Genomic DNA, 13,215 nt, shown 5'->3' with positions numbered 1-13,215 from the left:
GCTTCGCGCGCTGATGCTCGCGCGCTCAGAGCGCGGCGAGCGACGTCTTGGCGGCTTCGACCGCGGCCTCGGTGGTGATGCCGAACTCGCGGAACAGCGTCTTGTAGTCGGCCGAGGCACCGAAGTGCTCGATCGAGACGCTGCGGCCGGCGTCGCCGATGTACTTGCGCCAGCCCATGTCGATGCCGGCCTCGATGGAGACGCGGGCCTTGACGGCGGCGGGGAGCACGGATTCCTTGTACTCCTCGCTCTGCTCCTCGAACCACTCCAGCGACGGAGCCGAGACGACGCGGGCGTTGATGCCCTCGCCGGCCAGGATCTCGCGGGCGTTCACGGCCAGCTGCACCTCGGAGCCCGTGGCGATGAAGATCACGTCGGGGGTTCCGTTCGGAGCCTCGGCGAGCACGTAGGCGCCCTTCGAGACGTTCTTGGCCGAGGCGAAGACCTCGCCGGAGGCGTCGCCGTCGCCGCGCTCGAACACCGGGATGTTCTGGCGGGTCAGCGCGATGCCGGCCGGGTTGTGCTTGCGGCCGAGGATGGTCAGCCAGGCGTGGCCGACCTCGTTGGCGTCGGCGGGACGCACGACGTCGAGCCCGGGGATGGCGCGCAGCACGGTGAGCTGCTCGACCGGCTGGTGAGTCGGGCCGTCTTCACCCAGGGCCACGGAGTCGTGGGTCCAGACGAAGATCGACGGCACCTTCATCAGGGCGGCCAGACGCACCGCGGGGCGCATGTAGTCGCTGAAGATGAGGAAGGTGCCGCCGAACGGGCGGGTCTTGCCGTGCAGCACGATGCCGTTCAGGATCGAGCCCATCGCGTGCTCGCGGATGCCGAAGTGCAGCACGCGGCCGTACTTGTTGCCCGTCCACTCGTGGGTCGAGTGCTCGGAGGGCACGAAGGACGCGCCCGACTCGATGGTCGTGTTGTTCGACTCGGCGAGGTCGGCCGAGCCGCCCCAGAACTCCGGCAGCACCGGGGCGAGGGCGTTGATGACCTTGCCGGAGGCGGCGCGGGTCGAGACCTCTTTGCCGGCCTCGAACACGGGCAGGGCGTCTTCGAGGCCCTCGGGCAGCTCGCCGGCCTCGAGGCGGTCGAGCAGCTGCTTCTTCTCGGGGTTGGCGGCGGCCCAGGCGTCGAAGCCCTTCTGCCACTCGGCGCGCTCCTCGGAGCCGCGCTGCAGCGCCTTGCGGGTGTGCTCGATCACGTCGTCGTCGACCTGGAAGTGCTGCTCCGGGTCGAAGCCGACGACCTCCTTGAGGCCCTTCAGCTCGTCGGCGCCGAGCGCCGAGCCGTGGATCTTGCCGGTGTTCTGCTTCTTCGGCGACGGCCAGCCGATGATCGTCTTGAGGATGATCAGCGAGGGCTTCGAGGTCTCGGCCTTGGCCTCCTCGATGGCGTCGAAGAGGGCCTGCACGTCTTCGACGTACTCGCCCGTCTTCTTCCAGTCGACGACCTGCACGTGCCAGTGGTAGGCCTCGTAGCGGGCCTTGACGTCCTCGGTGAAGGCGATGTTCGTGTCGTCCTCGATCGAGATCTGGTTCGAGTCGTAGATCGCGATCAGGTTGCCGAGCTGCTGGTGGCCGGCGAGTGAGGAGGCCTCGCTGGTGACGCCCTCCTCCATGTCGCCGTCGCCGGCGATCACGTAGGTGAAGTGGTCGAACGGGCTGGTGCCGGGCTGGGCATCCGGATCGAACAGACCGCGCTCGAAGCGCTGGGCGTAGGCGAAGCCGACCGAGGAGGCGAGGCCCTGGCCGAGGGGGCCGGTGGTGATCTCGACGCCCTTCGTGTGCCCGTACTCCGGGTGGCCGGGGGTGAGCGAGCCCCAGGTGCGGAGCGCCTTGAGGTCGTCGAGCTCGAGACCGTAGCCGCCCAGGTAGAGCTGGATGTACTGGGTCAGCGACGAGTGGCCCACGGAGAGGATAAAACGGTCACGACCGAGCCAGTCCTGATCGGCGGGGTCTTTGCGCATGACCTTCTGGAACAGGAGGTATGCGGCCGGGGCGAGGCTGATCGCCGTGCCGGGGTGCCCGTTGCCGACCTTCTCCACGGCGTCGGCCGCGAGGATCTTGGCGGTGGTAACTGCTTTGTCGTCAATGGGTTCCCATTGGAGTGTAGCCACGAGGAAAATCGACCCCTTCTCGAGTGTGCGAGCCAGTTCCCGGCCCGGGTTCTCCAATCATATCGAGGCGGACGGGCGCAGCCGTTCGATCCAATAGACTTGGGCCCGGGGATAGCGACGGTCACGTAACGAGGAGTAATGGACGTAGCGGTAGACGGCCGGGTGGCCGAGCGGCAGATCAGCCCGATGGACAAGGTGCGGGGCTACATCTCCCTCACCAAGCCGCGGGTGATGGAGCTGCTCCTCGTCACGACCTTCCCCGTGATGATCCTGGCGCAGGGGGGCATCCCGAACCTCTGGCTGGTGCTCGCCACGCTCGTCGGCGGCGCCCTCTCGGCGGGCAGCGCCTCGGCGTTCAACTGCTACATCGACCGCGACATCGACCGGCTGATGGATCGCACCTCGCAGCGGCCGCTGGTCACCGGCGTGCTCTCCGACCGCGAGGCGCTCGTGTTCGCCTGGGCCACCGGCGTCGTGTCGATCGTCTGGCTCGCGTTCACCACGAATCTTCTCGCCGCCGGCCTCGCGCTGGTCGCGATCCTCATCTACGTGCTGCTCTACACGCTCGTGCTGAAGCGCCGCACCCCGCAGAACATCGTCTGGGGCGGCACCGCCGGCTGCATGCCCGTGCTGATCGGCTGGGCGGCCGTCACGAACTCCCTGTCCTGGGAGGCGCTCATCCTGTTCGGCATCATCTTCCTCTGGACACCGCCGCACTACTGGCCGCTGTCGATGAAGTACCGCGCCGACTACAAGACGGCCGGCGTGCCCATGCTCGCCGTCGTCCGCGGCCGCGTGGTCGTGGGCCTGCAGATCGTGCTCTACGCCTGGGCGATGGTGGCGTGCTCGCTGCTGCTCATCCCGGTCGGCCACATGGGCCTCGTCTACACCGCCACCGCGATCATCGCCGGCGCCTGGTTCCTCTACGAGTCGCACCGCCTGTACAGCCGCTCGATCCGCGACCTCAGCATCAAGCCGATGCGCGTGTTCCACGGCTCGATCACCTACCTCACGCTGGTCTTCCTCGCCGTCGCGATCGACCCGCTGCTGCCGTTCTGATGCCCACGCCGTTCAGCTGGCTCGCCGCCCGCGTGACGCTCACCCCACGCGCCCTGCGCTGGGGCACGACCGCGGCGCTCGTCGTGAGCATCCTCATCATCGTCACCGGCGGCGTCGTGCGCGTCACCGGTTCGGGGCTCGGATGCCCGACCTGGCCCACCTGCGACGGCTCCTCGATCGCCACCACCCCCGAGCTGGGCATCCACGGCTTCATCGAGTTCGCCAACCGCGCCCTGACCGGTGTGCTGATCGTGGCCGTCGGCTGGGCGATCGTGGCCGCCCGGCTGCAGAAGCCGCGCGTGCGCAGCATGACCCGCCTGGCCTGGTCGCAGTTCTGGCTGGTCGTCGCCAACGCGATCGCCGGGGGAGTGACGGTGCGCACCGACCTGAACCCCTGGGTGGTCGCCATGCACTTCGTGATGGCCATGGCGCTGCTCACCACGACGACGCTCACCTGGCACCGTGCGCATCGCGGCCAGTCCGCGGCCGTGCACTTCCCCCGGGGCGTCGGCCTGCTGGCCTGGGTGCTCGTGGCCGTCACGGCCGTGCTGATCATCGTCGGCACCCTCGTCACCGGCACCGGCCCGCACGCCGGCGACTCGGCCGACGTGCCGCGCATGCCCTTCGTCTGGGAGCACGTGACCATCGCTCACGGCATCCTCGGCACCTCGTCCCTGGTGCTCGGCGTCGCGCTGCTGGTGCTGGTCTCCCGGGTTCCGGGGGCCACGCTGGCCCGCCGCCGCGCCGCCACCTTCGTCGCCGTCGTGCTGCTGCAGGCGGTGCTCGGCGTCGCCCAGGCACTGCTCGGCCTGCCCGAGTGGATGGTCGTGCTGCACCTGCTCGGCTCGGCCCTGGTCTGGGTCGGTGCCCTGCGCGTGCTGCTGGACGTGCATCCGCAGCTCTGGGCCCCGCCTGCACCCAGCACGTATACAATGAAAGATCAGGAACCGGCCCTCAAGGCCTGAGTTCTGATCCCGACACACAATCTGCTCCGAGTCCGCGAATCGACGGGCATTTCGGTGTGACGATGGAATGTCGAAGACCTCTGCCCGGTTGAACTCTGGGCAGGAGCAGGTCGCCAGCTGCAAGGAATGGAGTCAGCCATGTCAGACGTATTGATCGACCGGCCAGAACTCGAGAACCTCGGCGTGTACGAATTCGGCTGGTCGGACTCCGACACGGCAGGTGCGAGCGCGAAGCGCGGCATCAACGAGGCCGTCGTCGAGAACATCTCGGCGCTGAAGAACGAACCCGAATGGATGCTCAAGACGCGCCTCAAGGCGCTCCAGATCTTCGGGCGCAAGCCGATGCCCACCTGGGGAGCCGACCTGTCCGGCATCGACTTCGACAACATCAAGTACTTCGTGCGCTCCACGGAGAAGCAGGCCACCACGTGGGACGACCTGCCCGACGACATCAAGAACACCTACGAGAAGCTCGGCATCCCCGAGGCGGAGCGTCAGCGCCTCGTCTCCGGCGTGGCCGCGCAGTACGAGTCCGAGGTGGTCTACCACCAGATCCGCGAAGACCTCGAGGCCCAGGGCGTCATCTTCATGGACACCGACACCGCGCTGCGTGAGCACCCCGAGTTCTTCGACGAGTACTTCGGCTCGGTCATCCCCTCGGGCGACAACAAGTTCGCCGCGCTGAACACGGCCGTCTGGTCGGGCGGCTCGTTCGTCTACGTGCCGAAGGGCGTGCACGTCGAGATCCCGCTGCAGGCCTACTTCCGCATCAACACCGAGAACATGGGCCAGTTCGAGCGCACGCTGATCATCGCCGACGAGGGCTCGTACGTGCACTACATCGAGGGCTGCACGGCCCCGATCTACAAGAGCGACTCGCTGCACTCCGCGGTCGTCGAGATCATCGTCAAGAAGAACGCCCGCGTGCGCTACACGACCATCCAGAACTGGTCGAACAACGTCTACAACCTCGTCACCAAGCGGGCCATCGCCCACGAGGGCGCGACGATGGAGTGGATCGACGGCAACATCGGCTCCAAGGTGACGATGAAGTACCCGTCCATCTACCTCGCGGGCGAGCGCGCCAAGGGCGAGACGCTCTCGGTGGCCTTCGCGGGCCCCGGCCAGCACCAGGACGCCGGCGCGAAGATGATCCACATGGCGCCGTACACCCAGTCGTCGATCGTCTCGAAGTCGATCGCCCGGGGCGGTGGCCGAGCCGGCTACCGCGGTGAGGTGCGGGTCGACGCCAACGCGCACCACTCGGCCAACACCGTGCGCTGCGACGCGCTGCTGGTCGACACGATCTCGCGCTCGGACACCTACCCCGCCATCGACATCCGTGTCGACGACGTGCAACTCGGGCACGAGGCCACCGTCTCGAAGGTCTCCGAGGAGCAGCTGTTCTACCTCATGTCGCGGGGTCTGCCCGAAGACGAGGCCATGGCCATGATCGTGCGCGGCTTCATCGAGCCGATCGCCCGCGAGCTGCCCATGGAGTACGCCCTCGAGCTCAACAAGCTGATCGAGATGGGCATGGAAGGCTCCGTCGGATGACCGTCCCGCCCCGCACGCACCCGGGCACCCTCGCCCAGCCGACCACCGGGTCGACCCCGCCGAAAGGAAACGCAGGCTAGATGGCCCTCGCTTCACCGTCCCTCGTTCCCGTCCAGACGCGATCGGAGCGGCCTTCGTCGACCGACGTGACCGACTTCCCCGCCGTCACCGGCCGGGAGTTCGAGTGGAAGTTCGCACCCCTCGACCGCATCCGCCCTCTCATCGAGGGTGTGCTCGACGGCAGCCCCGTCGCCTTCCAGTACTCCGAGTCGGCGGGCACCACCGTCGAGTGGGTCGATCGGGCGACGGCCGTGGTCGGCGTGGCCGGCATCCCCGAAGACCGCGCGTCCGCCAACGCCTGGGGTGCCGTGGAGAAGGTGCTGCAGATCCGGGTGACCTCCGAGGAGGCCGAGGAGCTGCTGGTGCGCCGCGAGCACTTCGACCAGAACCCGCGAGCGGCGCACATCGTGATCGAGGCGCTGCCGAACAGCAGTGGAACGGTCATCCTGGAGCATCGCGGTGACGCCGATCTCAGCGAGAACGTGGAGATCGTCGTGGGGGAGGGCGCCCAGCTCACCGTCGTGACGGTGCAGGAGTGGAACGACTCGGCCGTGCACGTGTCGAGCCACTTCGCCACGGTCGGGCGCGACGCGAACCTGCGGCACGTGATCGTGTCGCTCGGCGGTGGCGTCGTGCGGGTCAACCCGTCGATCCACCTCGCGGGCCAGGGCTCGTCGACCGACGCCTTCGGGCTCTACTTCGCCGACGCCGGGCAGTACCTCGAGCAGCGCCCGTACATCGACCACCAGGCCGCCAACACGCGCAGCCGGGTCAACTACAAGGGTGCGCTGCAGGGCGCCGAGGCGCACACGGTCTGGGTCGGCGACGTGCTGATCGGCCCACATGCCGACGGCACCGACAGCTACGAGCAGAACCGCAACCTGGTGCTGAGCGACGGCACCCGTGCCGACAGCATCCCGAACCTCGAGATCGAGACGGGCAACATCGTCGGGGCCGGCCACGCCTCCTCGACGGGGCGCTTCGACGACGAGCAGCTGTTCTACCTTCAGTCGCGCGGCATCTCGGAGGAGGAGGCGCGCCGCCTCGTCGTGCGCGGGTTCCTCGCCGAGATCATCACGCAGATCGGCTCGCCGGCGCTCGAGGAGCGGCTGACGGCCGCCGTCGAGGCCGAGCTGGTCGAAGCGGAGGTCGAGCGGGCTGCGGCCGGTGCCGCCCACGATGCTGCTGCTGCTGCTGCTGCTGCTGCTGCCGCCGGCGCCGATGCCGATGCCGCGGGTGGCGCCTCGTGAGCGCCGAGAAGGTCTGCGCTGTCGACGAGGTCCCCGTGAACCAGGCGCTGCGCGTCGTGGTCGGCGGCGTCGCGATCGCCCTGGTGAAGGACTCGGCGGGGGAGTGCCACGCCATCGGCGACACCTGCACCCACGGCGACATCTCGCTGGCCGAGGGCTTCGTCGAAGACGACACCCTCGAGTGCTGGGCCCACGGCTCCAAGTTCTCGCTCGAGACGGGCAAGCCGCTGACGCTGCCCGCCTATGAGCCCGTTCCCGTCTTCTCGATCGAGGTGGTCGACGGGGACATCTACATCGACCCAACCGTGACGAAAGTGATTGATTAGCATGTCGGTTCTGAAGATCGAAGACCTCCACGTGAGCGTCGAGACCGAGCAGGGGACGAAGCAGATCCTCCGCGGCGTCGACCTCGCGGTCGGCGAGGGCGAGACCCACGCCATCATGGGCCCGAACGGGTCGGGCAAGTCGACGCTCGCCTATGCGATCGCGGGGCATCCGAAGTACCACGTCGAGGGTGGCTCGGTCACGCTCGACGGCGTCGAGATGCTCGACAAGTCGGTCGACGAGCGCGCCCGCGCCGGCCTGTTCCTGGCGATGCAGTACCCGGTCGAGATCCCGGGCGTGTCGGTGTCGAACTTCCTGCGCACCGCGAAGACCGCGATCGACGGCCAGGCGCCGGCGATCCGCGGCTGGATCAAGGACCTCGACTCGTCCATGACCGCGCTGCGGATGGACAAGTCGTTCCGTGAGCGCAACGTCAACGAGGGCTTCTCGGGCGGCGAGAAGAAGCGCAACGAGATCCTCCAGCTCGAGCTGCTCAAGCCCAAGTTCGCGGTGCTCGACGAGACCGACTCCGGTCTCGACGTCGACGCGCTGAAGATCGTGTCGGAGGGCGTGAACCGGGCCAAGGAGAACACCGGCCTGGGCATCCTGCTCATCACGCACTACAACCGCATCCTGCGGTACGTGAAGCCCGACTTCGTGCACGTGTTCGTCGCCGGCAAGGTCGCGGAGCAGGGCGGCCCCGAGCTCGCCGTGCGCCTCGAGAACGAAGGCTACGATCGCTTTCTCCAGGGCGCGAACGTAGGATAACGGTATGGTCACGACACTCGAACCGAAGCTCTTCGACCAGGTCGAAGAGGCTCTCAAAGACGTGATGGACCCTGAGCTCGGCGTCAACATCGTCGACCTCGGCCTCATCTACGACCTCAACTGGGACGACGAGCAGAACGCGCTCGTCATCTCCATGACGCTCACGAGCGCCGGCTGCCCGCTGACCGACGTGCTCGAGGAGCAGACGGCCGAGGCGCTCGACGGCGTGGTGGAGCAGTTCCGCATCAACTGGGTGTGGATGCCGCCGTGGGGCCCCGACAAGATCACCGACGACGGCCGCGACATGATGCGCGCCCTCGGCTTCTCGATCTAGCCCCAGCGCCCCGCGGTTCGCGCACGTCTCGCGGCCCCCGACCTCCTCAAGGAGTCGGGGGCCGCGTCGCGTGCGCGAACCGCTCCTCCACGACCGGCCTCCGCGGCTCGACCGCGCACAGCTCAACCTGACGGCCTCCGGCCCGCAGGGCGGCGTGGAACTCTGGCCCGATGAAGAGCACCATCGTCGACACCCTGCCCCGGTACCGCGGGGTCGCGCGGGTGTCCGATCTCGTTGCGAACGGGCACCCCGTAGCGGCGATCGACCGCCTCGTCGCCCGGGGCGGGCTCGTCCGGCTGCGGCGAGGATGGGTGGCGCTGCCCGACGCCCACGGCGACGTCGTGCGTGCCGCCCGACTCGGGGGAGTGCTGAGCTGCGTCTCGGTGCTGCGACCGCTTGGTGTGTGGACGGGCGACGATGCTCGGATGCACCTTCAGGTGCGCCAGCACTCCCACGTGCCCGATCACGGCGCCGATGTCGTGACGCACCGGCACCACGGCCTGGGCGTGCGGCCGCCGCGCGGTGCCGTCGACTCGGTCGAGTCGGCACTCGTGCACGCGACGCGGTGCCTTCCGCGCCTGGATGCGATCGGCGCCCTCGACTCCGCCCTCAACCGACGGCTCGTCACTGAGTCCCGCCTCGCCGTGCTTCTGGCCCCGCTGCCCCTCTGCTACCGCTCCCACCTCGACTTCGTCGACGGAGCGGCCGAGTCGGGGTTGGAGTCGCGGGTGCGGGTCGGTGTGCGCGCCGTGGGAATCGGCCACCGCGTGCAGGTCGAGATCGACGGCGTCGGGCGGGTGGACATCCTGATCGGAGAGCGGCTGGTCGTCGAGGTCGACGGAAGCGCCTGGCACTCGGGGCACGAGGCCTTCGTGGCCGATAGGCGCCGCGATCTGGCGCTTGCCCGCCGAGGCTACCTCGTGGTGCGGCTGAGCTACGCGCAGGTGATGCACGGGTGGCCCGCGACGCTCGAGGTGCTGCGGGGGATCGTCGCTCGGGGCGAGCACCGGTGGGCGGCTCGGCACGGTCGGGGCCTCGCGCACGCAGAGCGGCCGCCGACCCCGTGAGGAGGTCGGCGGCCGCTGTGGGTGCGTCTGCGCGGGGCTACTTGCGGCGGGAGGTGAGCTTCCAGGCCAGGGGGATGATGCCCGCGGCGATGAGCGTCTTGACGATGCCGCCGACGATGAAGGGGTAGAGGCCCGCCTCGAGGGTCTGCGAGAGCGTGAGGCCGAGCGAGGCGGCGAGCCAGGGCAGGCCGATCGCGAAGGTGACGAGCGTGCCCGCGGCGAACGAGGCGACGGCTCCGAGCACCTTGCGGTCGAAGCTGCGCTGAGCGAGCCAGCCGGTGAGACCGGCGGCGATGACGAAGCCGATGATGTAGCCGCCCGTGGGGCCCGCGACGACGTGCCAGCCGGCGGTGGCCTCGCTGAACCACGGCACACCCGCGATGCCGAGCACGGCGTACACGGCGAGCGAGACCATGCCGCGGAGGGCGCCGAGCGTCGAGCCGACGAGCAGCACGGCGAGGGTCTGGCCCGTGATGGGGACGGGCCAGAGCGGTACGGCGATCTGGGCGAGCAGACCGGTGAAGGCCGCACCGCCCGCGACGAGCATGACGTCGGTCAGGATGCTGCGGCTGACGAGGCGGTCGGCGAGCGTGGGGCGGCCGAGAGCAGAACGGCCCAGGGCCGCAGTGAGGGAGGACATGGAAATATACTAGAGAGATTCCCCCTCCCCCCGCGTTGTGGCGACGCAACGAAAGAATTGGATATCTCTGTGCTCAGCGTTACTGACCTCGCGATCCGGGTCGGCGCACGAACCCTCATGGAGGACGTGTCGTTCCGAGTCGGTTCCGGCGACAAGGTCGGGCTGGTGGGCCGCAACGGAGCGGGCAAGACCACTCTGACCAAAGTCCTCGCCGGCGACCTCCAGCCCGCCGAGGGCGCCGTGCAGCGCTCCGGCGAGCTCGGCTATCTGCCTCAGGACCCGCGCTCGGGCGACCCCGAGGAGCTGGCGCGCACGCGCATCCTGAACGCCCGCGGTCTCGGCTCGCTGCTCGAGGGCATGCAGGAGTCCTCCATCGCGATGGCGAGCGACGACCCGAAGGTCAGCGCCGCCGCCATGAAGAAGTACGGCAACCTGACCGAGCGCTTCGACGCGCTCGGCGGGTACGCGGCCGAGGCCGAGGCGGCGTCGATCGCGAGCAACCTGAGCCTGCCCGACCGCATCCTCGACCAGCAGCTGAAGACGCTCTCGGGCGGCCAGCGGCGCCGCATCGAGCTCGCGCGCATCCTCTTCTCCGATGCCGAGACGCTCATCCTCGACGAGCCGACGAACCACCTCGACGCCGACAGCGTCGTGTGGTTGCGCGAGTTCCTGAAGAGCTACAACGGCGGCTTCATCGTGATCAGCCACGACATCGAGCTGGTCGGCGAGACCGTGAACCGCGTCTTCTACCTCGACGCCAACCGCCAGGTCATCGACATCTACAACATGAACTGGCGCAACTACCTGCGTCAGCGCGCCGCCGACGAGGAGCGCCGCAAGAAGGAGCGCGTCAACGTCGAGAAGAAGGCCGGTCAGCTGCAGATGCAGGCCGCCCGCTTCGGTGCGAAGGCCTCCAAGGCGGCCGCCGCGCACCAGATGGTGGCGCGCGCCGAGAAGATGCTCTCCGGGCTCGAGGAGGTGCGTGAGGTCGACCGCGTGGCGAAGCTGCGCTTCCCGACCCCGGCGGCCTGCGGTCGCACCCCGCTGATGGCGTCGAACCTCTCGAAGAGCTACGGCTCGCTCGAGATCTTCACCGCCGTCGACCTCGCCATCGACCGCGGCTCGAAAGTGGTCATCCTGGGGCTGAACGGTGCGGGCAAGACGACGCTGCTGCGCATCCTGGGCGGGGTCGACAAGCCCGACACGGGGCAGCTCGAGCCCGGCCACGGTCTGCGCATCGGGTACTACGCCCAGGAGCACGAGACCATCGACGTGAAGCGCTCGGTGCTGGAGAACATGGTCTCCGCCTCACCGAACCTCACCGAGACCGAGGCGCGGCGCGTGCTCGGTTCGTTCCTGTTCACCGGTGACGACGGCCACAAGCCCGCGGGCGTGCTCTCGGGCGGCGAGAAGACCCGGCTCGCGCTGGCGATGATCGTGGTCAGCGGCGCCAACGTGCTGCTGCTCGACGAGCCCACGAACAACCTCGACCCGGCGAGCCGCGAGGAGATCCTGGATGCTCTCGCGCACTACGAGGGAGCGGTCGTGCTGGTCAGCCACGACGAGGGCGCCGTCGAGGCGCTGAACCCCGAGCGCGTGCTCATCCTGCCCGACGGCGTGGAAGACCACTGGAACAAGGACTACGCCGACCTGATCTCGCTGGCCTAGTTGTTCGACCGACGAAGCGCAGCTTCGTCGGCGCTGGCGTCGCGGTGACGATCCACTGGATCGTCACTTTCAGCTCCAGCGCGCGAATCGAGGATCTCGTCCTCGACGTCGGCGTCGCTGCGCTTCGCGGCCCGCCGGCGCTCGCGCTCGGCGGCCCGCTCCTGCTCCTCGGGGTCGTCCTCGTTCAGCCGCCGGAACTCCTGCCGCACGATGTAACCGAGGCCCACGAAGCCGAGCAGCCCGAAGCAGAACCACTGGAACGTGTATGACAGGTGGGCGCCCTCGTCGGGCGTCGGCTTCGGCATGGCCATCGGGCGCGAGGCGGGCGCCGGGTCCTCCGACGCCATCAGCCCGTACGCGCCCGTGTAGGTCGGCAGACCGACCTCGTCGGCGATGCGCGGCAGCTCGATCGTCGCGATCTGGCCGGGCACGGCCCCGCGGCCCGCGAGCTCGGGCTCCCCGGCCTTGAGCCGCGCGACGACCGTGACGGTGCCCGTGGGCGCCGCCGGCACCACGTCGGGCACGTCCTGCGTCTGCCCGGTCGGCACCCAGCCCCGGTCGACGACGAACACGTCGCCGTTCGCCAGCCGCAACGGCACCAGCACGTCGAAGCCGACGTCGCCTCCCAGCGGCCGGTTGCGCACCAGCAGCTGGTCGTCGACGAGGTACTCGCCCGTCATCGACACGGTCAGCCACTCCTCTGACGCGTCGTAGGAGTCGAGCTCAGGAAGCACCGACGTCAGCGGCGTGGGGGAGGCGTCGAAGTTCGTCTCGACCCGGTTGATCTCGGCCACCGCCTCGTCGCGGCGCGCCAGCTGCCACATCGCGAGCATCACGCAGACGAGCGCGAACACGACGGTGAGGGCGAGGTAGCCGGCCCAGCGCCGCGAGAGCAGGAAGTGCCAGCCGGTCATACCGGCACCACCTCGAGCGGGAAGTCCCGCGCCGCGAGGAACTCCCGCAGGAACTCCTCGTGCTCGTCGCAGGCGAGCCACACCTTGCGCCGGTCTTCCGAATGGATGCGCGGGTTGCGCCATTCGATCCGGTGCGAGGCGCGAGCGCGGCAGCCCGCCCGCGAGCACTCCTCGGGGGAGGGCTCGAGGCCGAGCGAGATCACGACCGGGGCCCGTCTCCGGGAACCGGGCGGTACACCTCGATCGCCGTTGGCTGCTCGTGGCGCTGGATGTTGGAGGTGCCGACGTTGCCGAGCACGACCGCGAAGTAGGGGAGCAGGATGGCCCCCGCGGCGCAGACCGCCAGCCACCAGCCGTGCACGAACAGCATCAGCACGAGGCAGAGCACACGGATCGACATGGTGATCAGGTATTTGACCATGCGGGCGTGCCGCTCGGCATCGGGTGACGGCGGCAGGCTCGTGAGGGACTGCTGGCTGCTCTTCATGGT

General features: G+C 68.9%; 14 protein-coding genes. 9 read left to right on the top strand and 5 right to left on the bottom strand.

Translation table 11 applies throughout. The annotated features are described in order from the left end of the window. Positions 1 to 25: 25 nt before the first annotated feature. The gene (gene tkt / locus BJ984_RS12940; RefSeq protein WP_179548373.1) at positions 26 to 2,119 is read right to left on the bottom strand and encodes a transketolase; all 2,094 of its coding nucleotides are present in this window, start codon (positions 2,117 to 2,119) and stop codon (positions 26 to 28) included. A 138-nt stretch (positions 2,120 to 2,257) separates the two neighbouring features. Between tkt and BJ984_RS12935 the strand changes: the two genes are divergently transcribed. The 8 genes from BJ984_RS12935 (at position 2,258) to BJ984_RS12900 (ending at position 9,503) form a co-directional block, all read left to right on the top strand. Then, a complete protein-coding gene (locus BJ984_RS12935; RefSeq protein WP_179548372.1) occupies positions 2,258 to 3,178 on the top strand; it encodes a heme o synthase in 921 nt (306 codons plus the stop codon). Then, the gene (locus tag BJ984_RS12930) at positions 3,178 to 4,143 is read left to right on the top strand and encodes a COX15/CtaA family protein (RefSeq protein WP_179548371.1); all 966 of its coding nucleotides are present in this window, start codon (positions 3,178 to 3,180) and stop codon (positions 4,141 to 4,143) included. Before BJ984_RS12935 ends, BJ984_RS12930 begins: the two co-directional genes overlap by 1 nt. 138 nt (positions 4,144 to 4,281) lie before the next feature. Next, on the top strand, positions 4,282 to 5,700 hold the full coding sequence (gene sufB / locus BJ984_RS12925; protein ID WP_179548370.1) for a Fe-S cluster assembly protein SufB: 1,419 nt from the start codon (positions 4,282 to 4,284) through the stop codon (positions 5,698 to 5,700). Positions 5,701 to 5,846: 146 nt separating this feature from the next. Beyond that, the gene (gene sufD / locus BJ984_RS12920) at positions 5,847 to 7,010 is read left to right on the top strand and encodes a Fe-S cluster assembly protein SufD (protein WP_309298950.1); all 1,164 of its coding nucleotides are present in this window, start codon (positions 5,847 to 5,849) and stop codon (positions 7,008 to 7,010) included. Next, complete coding sequence (locus tag BJ984_RS12915) at positions 7,007 to 7,336, top strand: non-heme iron oxygenase ferredoxin subunit (protein ID WP_179548368.1); 330 nt, start codon at positions 7,007 to 7,009, stop codon at positions 7,334 to 7,336. Before sufD ends, BJ984_RS12915 begins: the two co-directional genes overlap by 4 nt. Before the next feature lies 1 nt (position 7,337). Then, positions 7,338 to 8,102 carry a Fe-S cluster assembly ATPase SufC gene (sufC, locus tag BJ984_RS12910; protein ID WP_173180979.1) on the top strand — a complete coding sequence of 255 codons (765 nt, stop codon included), beginning with the start codon at positions 7,338 to 7,340 and terminating at the stop codon, positions 8,100 to 8,102. Positions 8,103 to 8,106: 4 nt separating this feature from the next. Next, positions 8,107 to 8,436: a metal-sulfur cluster assembly factor gene (locus BJ984_RS12905; RefSeq protein WP_173180978.1), complete on the top strand. Its 330-nt coding sequence runs from the start codon at positions 8,107 to 8,109 to the stop codon at positions 8,434 to 8,436. A gap of 170 nt (positions 8,437 to 8,606) precedes the next feature. Then, positions 8,607 to 9,503 (top strand): type IV toxin-antitoxin system AbiEi family antitoxin domain-containing protein, encoded by an 897-nt coding sequence (locus tag BJ984_RS12900; protein WP_179548367.1) that lies wholly within the window; start codon positions 8,607 to 8,609, stop codon positions 9,501 to 9,503. Between the two features lie 37 nt (positions 9,504 to 9,540). Here the strand turns inward: BJ984_RS12900 and BJ984_RS12895 are convergent, their stop codons facing one another. After that, positions 9,541 to 10,143, bottom strand: a complete 603-nt coding sequence (locus BJ984_RS12895; protein ID WP_179548366.1) for a biotin transporter BioY — start codon at positions 10,141 to 10,143, stop codon at positions 9,541 to 9,543. Positions 10,144 to 10,212: 69 nt separating this feature from the next. On the opposite strand from BJ984_RS12895, the gene abc-f reads away from it, so the two are divergent. Continuing rightward, positions 10,213 to 11,811, top strand: coding sequence for a ribosomal protection-like ABC-F family protein (gene abc-f, locus BJ984_RS12890; RefSeq protein ID WP_179548365.1), 1,599 nt, complete (start codon positions 10,213 to 10,215; stop codon positions 11,809 to 11,811). Here the strand turns inward: abc-f and BJ984_RS12885 are convergent. The 3 genes from BJ984_RS12885 to BJ984_RS12875 are packed head-to-tail and all read right to left on the bottom strand — an operon-like array spanning position 11,808 to position 13,212. After that, positions 11,808 to 12,725, bottom strand: a complete 918-nt coding sequence (locus BJ984_RS12885; protein ID WP_179548364.1) for an SURF1 family cytochrome oxidase biogenesis protein — start codon at positions 12,723 to 12,725, stop codon at positions 11,808 to 11,810. The two genes, abc-f and BJ984_RS12885, sit on opposite strands and share 4 nt — an antisense overlap. Further along, complete coding sequence (locus BJ984_RS12880; protein ID WP_173180972.1) at positions 12,722 to 12,928, bottom strand: hypothetical protein; 207 nt, start codon at positions 12,926 to 12,928, stop codon at positions 12,722 to 12,724. The genes BJ984_RS12885 and BJ984_RS12880 overlap by 4 nt, the downstream gene beginning before the upstream one ends. Beyond that, positions 12,925 to 13,212, bottom strand: a complete 288-nt coding sequence (locus BJ984_RS12875) for a DUF3099 domain-containing protein (protein WP_173180971.1) — start codon at positions 13,210 to 13,212, stop codon at positions 12,925 to 12,927. The genes BJ984_RS12880 and BJ984_RS12875 overlap by 4 nt, the downstream gene beginning before the upstream one ends. Positions 13,213 to 13,215 lie beyond the last annotated feature (3 nt).

Origin of the sequence: Herbiconiux flava, assembly GCF_013409865.1 — a bacterium.
In the GTDB taxonomy this organism is placed as follows: domain Bacteria; phylum Actinomycetota; class Actinomycetes; order Actinomycetales; family Microbacteriaceae; genus Herbiconiux; species Herbiconiux flava.
Note: the sequence above shows the minus strand (reverse complement) of the source record. Positions and strands in the feature narration are given on the sequence as shown.

Excerpts from the sequence above, each read along its gene's own strand:
- BJ984_RS12900 (WP_179548367.1), top strand. The coding sequence starts at position 8,607 with ATGAAGAGCACCATCGTCGACACCCTGCCCCGGTACCGCGGGGTCGCG.
- sufC (WP_173180979.1), top strand. The coding sequence starts at position 7,338 with ATGTCGGTTCTGAAGATCGAAGACCTCCACGTGAGCGTCGAGACCGAG.
- BJ984_RS12930 (WP_179548371.1), top strand. The coding sequence starts at position 3,178 with ATGCCCACGCCGTTCAGCTGGCTCGCCGCCCGCGTGACGCTCACCCCA.
- sufB (WP_179548370.1), top strand. The coding sequence starts at position 4,282 with ATGTCAGACGTATTGATCGACCGGCCAGAACTCGAGAACCTCGGCGTG.
- BJ984_RS12935 (WP_179548372.1), top strand. The coding sequence starts at position 2,258 with ATGGACGTAGCGGTAGACGGCCGGGTGGCCGAGCGGCAGATCAGCCCG.
- BJ984_RS12885 (WP_179548364.1), bottom strand. The coding sequence starts at position 12,725 with ATGACCGGCTGGCACTTCCTGCTCTCGCGGCGCTGGGCCGGCTACCTC.
- BJ984_RS12905 (WP_173180978.1), top strand. The coding sequence starts at position 8,107 with ATGGTCACGACACTCGAACCGAAGCTCTTCGACCAGGTCGAAGAGGCT.
- BJ984_RS12875 (WP_173180971.1), bottom strand. The coding sequence starts at position 13,212 with ATGAAGAGCAGCCAGCAGTCCCTCACGAGCCTGCCGCCGTCACCCGAT.
- BJ984_RS12895 (WP_179548366.1), bottom strand. The coding sequence starts at position 10,143 with ATGTCCTCCCTCACTGCGGCCCTGGGCCGTTCTGCTCTCGGCCGCCCC.